6 protein-coding genes are annotated in these 4,779 nt (G+C 31.6%); 5 read left to right on the plus strand and 1 reads right to left on the minus strand.

What is annotated here, in order from left to right:
• Positions 1-42 precede the first annotated feature (42 nt).
• Positions 43-453, plus strand: a complete 411-nt coding sequence (locus PF272_RS01060) for a hypothetical protein (protein WP_271141316.1) — start codon at positions 43-45, stop codon at positions 451-453.
• Here PF272_RS01060 and PF272_RS01065 read toward each other — a convergent pair.
• Positions 434-1,204: a hypothetical protein gene (locus PF272_RS01065; RefSeq protein WP_271141317.1), complete on the minus strand. Its 771-nt coding sequence runs from the start codon at positions 1,202-1,204 to the stop codon at positions 434-436. The two genes, PF272_RS01060 and PF272_RS01065, sit on opposite strands and share 20 nt — an antisense overlap.
• 124 nt (positions 1,205-1,328) lie before the next feature.
• Between PF272_RS01065 and PF272_RS01070 the strand changes: the two genes are divergently transcribed.
• The 4 genes from PF272_RS01070 to PF272_RS01085 form a co-directional block, all read left to right on the plus strand.
• A complete protein-coding gene (locus PF272_RS01070) occupies positions 1,329-1,514 on the plus strand; it encodes a hypothetical protein (protein ID WP_021462027.1) in 186 nt (61 codons plus the stop codon).
• Between the two features lie 6 nt (positions 1,515-1,520).
• On the plus strand, positions 1,521-3,365 hold the full coding sequence (locus tag PF272_RS01075; protein ID WP_271141318.1) for a DNA topoisomerase III: 1,845 nt from the start codon (positions 1,521-1,523) through the stop codon (positions 3,363-3,365).
• 600 nt (positions 3,366-3,965) lie between these two features.
• Complete coding sequence (locus PF272_RS01080; RefSeq protein WP_065232423.1) at positions 3,966-4,502, plus strand: hypothetical protein; 537 nt, start codon at positions 3,966-3,968, stop codon at positions 4,500-4,502.
• Positions 4,503-4,583: 81 nt separating this feature from the next.
• The coding region (locus tag PF272_RS01085; RefSeq protein WP_271141319.1) for a hypothetical protein at positions 4,584-4,779 on the plus strand (196 nt) is incomplete at its 3' end.

The raw sequence follows: 4,779 nt of genomic DNA on the forward strand, positions 1-4,779 counted from the left end.
AGTGGAACCAGTGAACAAAAATTAGACAGTGGTTGATGTTTTATGAATAAGTTTGTACTTATTAGAAGTAATATTCCAATTATAGATTTTGGGGATATTGCTGTTATTACATTAGAAGATGATGACTTACACATCAAACAGAAAATTATTGATTTACGTAGCCGTGTTTTGTATCAATTAGACTTACTAAAAGAGTGGAATAATCAAGGTGCTTTAACTGAACAACAATCACAATGGTTATACATAAAGCCTATAGAAACTGCTTTTTTTGTTGAATGTGACTTGTATCAGATGAATACTCATCACACTTCATTAGAAAGTTTAAATGAAGACTTAAATAAATATATAAGCTCTATTTTAAATGCTATTGATTCTTCTAAGGATAGTATCATTGTTGATGATAAATCTATATATGCTTGGATACACCAGAAATTTAATGTTGCCAATTCTTAATTTCAAAATATTTTTCTATCCATTTCTCTATATGAATAGAAACTTTATCAGTATCCTGTTCCATTAGATCATTAATGATTTCAAAACTTTGTATTTTTTGTAATTGATCTTGTCTTGGTTGTGTTTGTTTTTCAGTAAGTTTATAACTAGCTCTACATAACGATAGCACGTTTATATTATTAATGAGATCCTTATAATTATCTAATTTAGATTGAAACCAATACCTAAAATGCAGACTTCTACAAAAATCTTCTTTATAGTAAGAGTTTGGATGCTGTATTGAAAAATCTGCTAATGTTACAAATAAATATGGAAGATGATACGATTGAACATTCTTATACTCCCATATTCTTTCCCTTAGTGATATATCGATTATTTTTGTAAATTCCTCTTTCCTTAAATAAGGAACCATATTCCTAATCTTTTGAAAATAATATTTCCAATGTTCTCTAAAATGTTTTTTCAGTTTGTTAGCATTCTCTACATCTGGATCTGTAATTTTACAATTTAGATATATACCTTCTTGTAATATCTTGCTAGGACAATATTCATTATTTTTAGGATGGACAAAATAAGGCGAAACATTAATAGAAGAACGTGCTTTCAATTTCATTCGATTGTTTAAACAATGAGGACATATCATTAATGGAGCTGTATAGTCTAAATTATCCAAAGAGTTCTTAGCATATTCTTTTATATACTCTTCTACAGTAATTAATCTATTTTTAACCGGATCTATAACTTGTTGCATACATTACCTTCTTTTTATTAATGATTAAAAAACAATTTCTTATTGTTTAGTAACTTACTGTTTTTTAATCTAAATACCTCAAAAATGCAATCACATTTCTAAATTATTAGATTAGGAGCTATTTATGCCTACAAAACATATTGATGAGGAACTTTGGAAAAAAATAGAAGCTAAAACAGTTGATGTCGTTATCCATACGAAAAAGATGGTTAAAGATACTGATATATTACAAGCCATCATTCAAAAAGGAATGGAGCAAACTTCAATGGATGATCTTATTAATTATATATCTTCAAAAAAGCGGAAATAATTGATTATGAAATTATTCTTATGTGAAAAACCCTCTCAAGGTCGTGATATTGCAAAGTTCTTAGGTGCCAGCCAACGAGGTGAGGGTTACTTAGCAAATCAGGATAAATCACTCGTTGTTACATGGTGTATCGGTCATCTCGTTGAACAGGCAGAACCCCATGAATACAATGAAATATATAAAAAATGGAGCTTTGATGCCTTACCCATTATCCCGACAAAATGGATAATGAAAATGAAAAAAGAAACCGTAAAACAATACAAAGTGGTAAACGGGTTAATTAAAAAAGCTCGACATATTGTCATTGCCACTGACCCAGATCGAGAAGGTGAAGTGATTGCTCGCGAATTACTCGATATGTCAAATTATAAAGGAACAATTCAACGTCTTTGGCTCTCTGCATTGGATGAAGGTAGTATCCGAAAAGCATTATCTTCGTTAAAATCTGACGCAGATACAAAATCCTTATATTTTGCTGGACTGGCAAGAAGTCGTGCTGATTGGTTAGTGGGCATGAATCTTACTCGATTATTTACCTTAATTGCACAAAAACAAGGCTATAAAGGTGTCATGAGTGTAGGGCGTGTACAAAGCCCTACATTGGCTATTGTTGTACAACGTGATCGCGAAATTGCAAATTTTATACCAAAGCCTTTTTGGCAAGTAAAAGTTGATTTAGTGAATAAGCAAAATCAAATGTTTTCTGCATTTTGGCAAGCACCTGAATCAAGTTGCGATGATGAGGGACGCTGTATCGATATGGCAGCCATTAATCAAATAATGTCAGGGTTAAATGTGTCATCAGCAATGAGGGTTGATAAGATTGAAACAAAGCCCAAATCAGAATCGCCACCTCTCGCTTTTGACTTAGGTACATTACAACAAACTTGTTCCAAATTATTTGGTATGGGCGCTGCTCAGGTATTGAAGATTGCTCAGTCATTATATGAAACACATAAAGCAACCACTTACCCGCGAACCGATTGTGGTTATCTTCCTGAGTCGATGATTGCTGAAATTCCAATAGTAATAAAATCATTAATGATAAGCGATCCTAGCATTGAGCAAATCATTTCTACTCTCGATCTCACATTACGTTCTCGTATATGGAATGATAGTAAAATTACAGCTCACCACGGCATTATTCCAACAACACAAAAAGCAGATTTAAGCAAAATGGATGATAATGAATTAAAAGTCTATCAACTCATTAGACAACATTACCTTGCCCAATTCTTACCGCTTTATAAAGAAGAAAATACAACAGTTACGCTACATCATTCTGCTCATCAATTTATTGCAAAAGGGAAAAAAATTACTCAATTAGGATGGAAAACATTGTTCTCTCAAGATAAGTCAGACGAGGAAAATCATCAACTTTTACCAATGCTCAATAAGCAAGATACCTGTCAAATAAAGGATTCTCAGTTATTAACCTTACAAACTACGGCACCAAAACACTATACAGAAGGAACCTTAATTGCAGCAATGAAAAATGCCGCTCGTTTTGTTAAAGATGAAAGATTGAAACAGCGTCTTAGAGAAACGGAAGGATTGGGAACAGAAGCTACTCGTGCGGATGTCATCGAAAACTTACTAAAACGTGGTTATCTGGAAAAGAAAAAACGTAATATTGTAGCAACTCCAGCAGGTATTGCCTTGATTGATATTCTGCCTGACATAATTAAAGATCCGGGTATGACTGCATTGTGGGAGCAAGCTTTAAATGATATTGCGAATAATAAGTTAAGCTTGAATGACTTTATGCAAAAACAATCTCTATTTATCAGACATATCATCCAAAATTTTAATAGTTTGTCATTTAATCTTACCTCAACAAAAAGAAAATAATGAATAAAGGTTGGAAAAATGAATCAATCCTTTTACAATAAATCTTGCAAAACCGTTGGTAACTTACGGCATAAAGTTACGCCTTTTAGATATATCTTATAGTTTTTGGTAACTCCTATAAGTTTATATCGCCCAAGACCGCTAGAGGTAATACTGACTTGAACTGTATTGCCGAGCATTTTGAAATCGGTCGTCCTTTTTATAGGTAAATGCTATTTTATCATCAAAAAGACTCTCTCTTTTTTTCTTGTCAATGTCGTGAAGTCTTGTTTGTTTTTTCTTTTAAAGAATAAACAAGACTTCACGACTTATTTCCTACTTACCATAGAGCGATGGTGAAAAATGCTCGCCTTTTGTACGTTATGTGCTGCTGTTTTAACTGGTTAAGACGACTTAGTAATCAGTGGGGTATATGGATAATTGTAGATCATTTATATACGAGGGGATGAAATATAATTATTGGTATTATCTTTTTCGTCATAGCTTTACATCCGTCATAGTTTTACTATTTATTTACTATTGACAATTTCTTCTTATTAGGGTGTTATTAGTTCATGCTGATTACACCCTACTCATCAATACCTTTCTGGAGTGATTAAAATGAGTCAAGAACTTTCTCTTTTCATTATCTTATCCTTAGATGTGTTAGGTATTGTGATTATTTTAGCATTTCATAAAAATAAACAATTTAAAAAATTTGATAAATTCAAAGCGATTATAAGAAATTCTTTAGATAAAGGTTATTTTACTGAAAATGCACTAGAATTATATGTGGATTGTGTTTCATTAAAATATGAGCAAGCCCTTCCAATCCTCTATGAACTGATTATTGAATTAGAGCAAGAAGATTATCATCAAGATAAATTAACTCTTTTTCGTAAAGCTGTTGAGATTTATCAAAAAACCGGCTTCCTTTCTAACTTACATGAGTCTATTCGTTTTAAAATGCGAGCATTAGCTAAACAAAATGAACAGACGAATGAAATTGTTTTCCAGTTAGCTAAAGATATTCAATTACTTCATTTAACAGATAAGTTCTGGAAACGTATTGGTATTGTGGTATCTATTATCTCAATACTTATTGCATTCTGGAAAAATTTACCAATGATTTCTCAATATCTTTCTTCTATTTTTTAGTAAAATTAACTAAATAATTAACCATTTATTATGGTTGATAAAAGCAGTATTTTGCCACCTAACCAAGAAAGGAGGTAAAATATGTTTGTATTAACACTTATTTATCGCTATTTTCGATACTATTTTTTACGAAAAAGACTCAAAAAGTTTTTTCTACAAGAGCAAGATATTTTAGTTAATGCGTCTATTGTAAAAGGTATTAATCCTACTCAAGTTCAATACAATATTCCTGCTTTTGAAACTTTTCGTCAGAAGATTGGTATTTCTAAAGGTGAAG

The sequence above is a fragment of the Gallibacterium faecale genome (assembly GCF_027920745.1).
GTDB lineage: Bacteria > Pseudomonadota > Gammaproteobacteria > Enterobacterales > Pasteurellaceae > Gallibacterium > Gallibacterium faecale.

What these genes read in the sequence shown, in the direction of transcription:
- PF272_RS01060 (WP_271141316.1), top strand. Translation starts at nt 43, where the DNA reads ATGAATAAGTTTGTACTTATTAGAAGTAATATTCCAATTATAGATTTT.
- PF272_RS01065 (WP_271141317.1), bottom strand. Translation starts at nt 1,204, where the DNA reads ATGCAACAAGTTATAGATCCGGTTAAAAATAGATTAATTACTGTAGAA.
- PF272_RS01070 (WP_021462027.1), top strand. Translation starts at nt 1,329, where the DNA reads ATGCCTACAAAACATATTGATGAGGAACTTTGGAAAAAAATAGAAGCT.
- PF272_RS01075 (WP_271141318.1), top strand. Translation starts at nt 1,521, where the DNA reads ATGAAATTATTCTTATGTGAAAAACCCTCTCAAGGTCGTGATATTGCA.
- PF272_RS01080 (WP_065232423.1), top strand. Translation starts at nt 3,966, where the DNA reads ATGAGTCAAGAACTTTCTCTTTTCATTATCTTATCCTTAGATGTGTTA.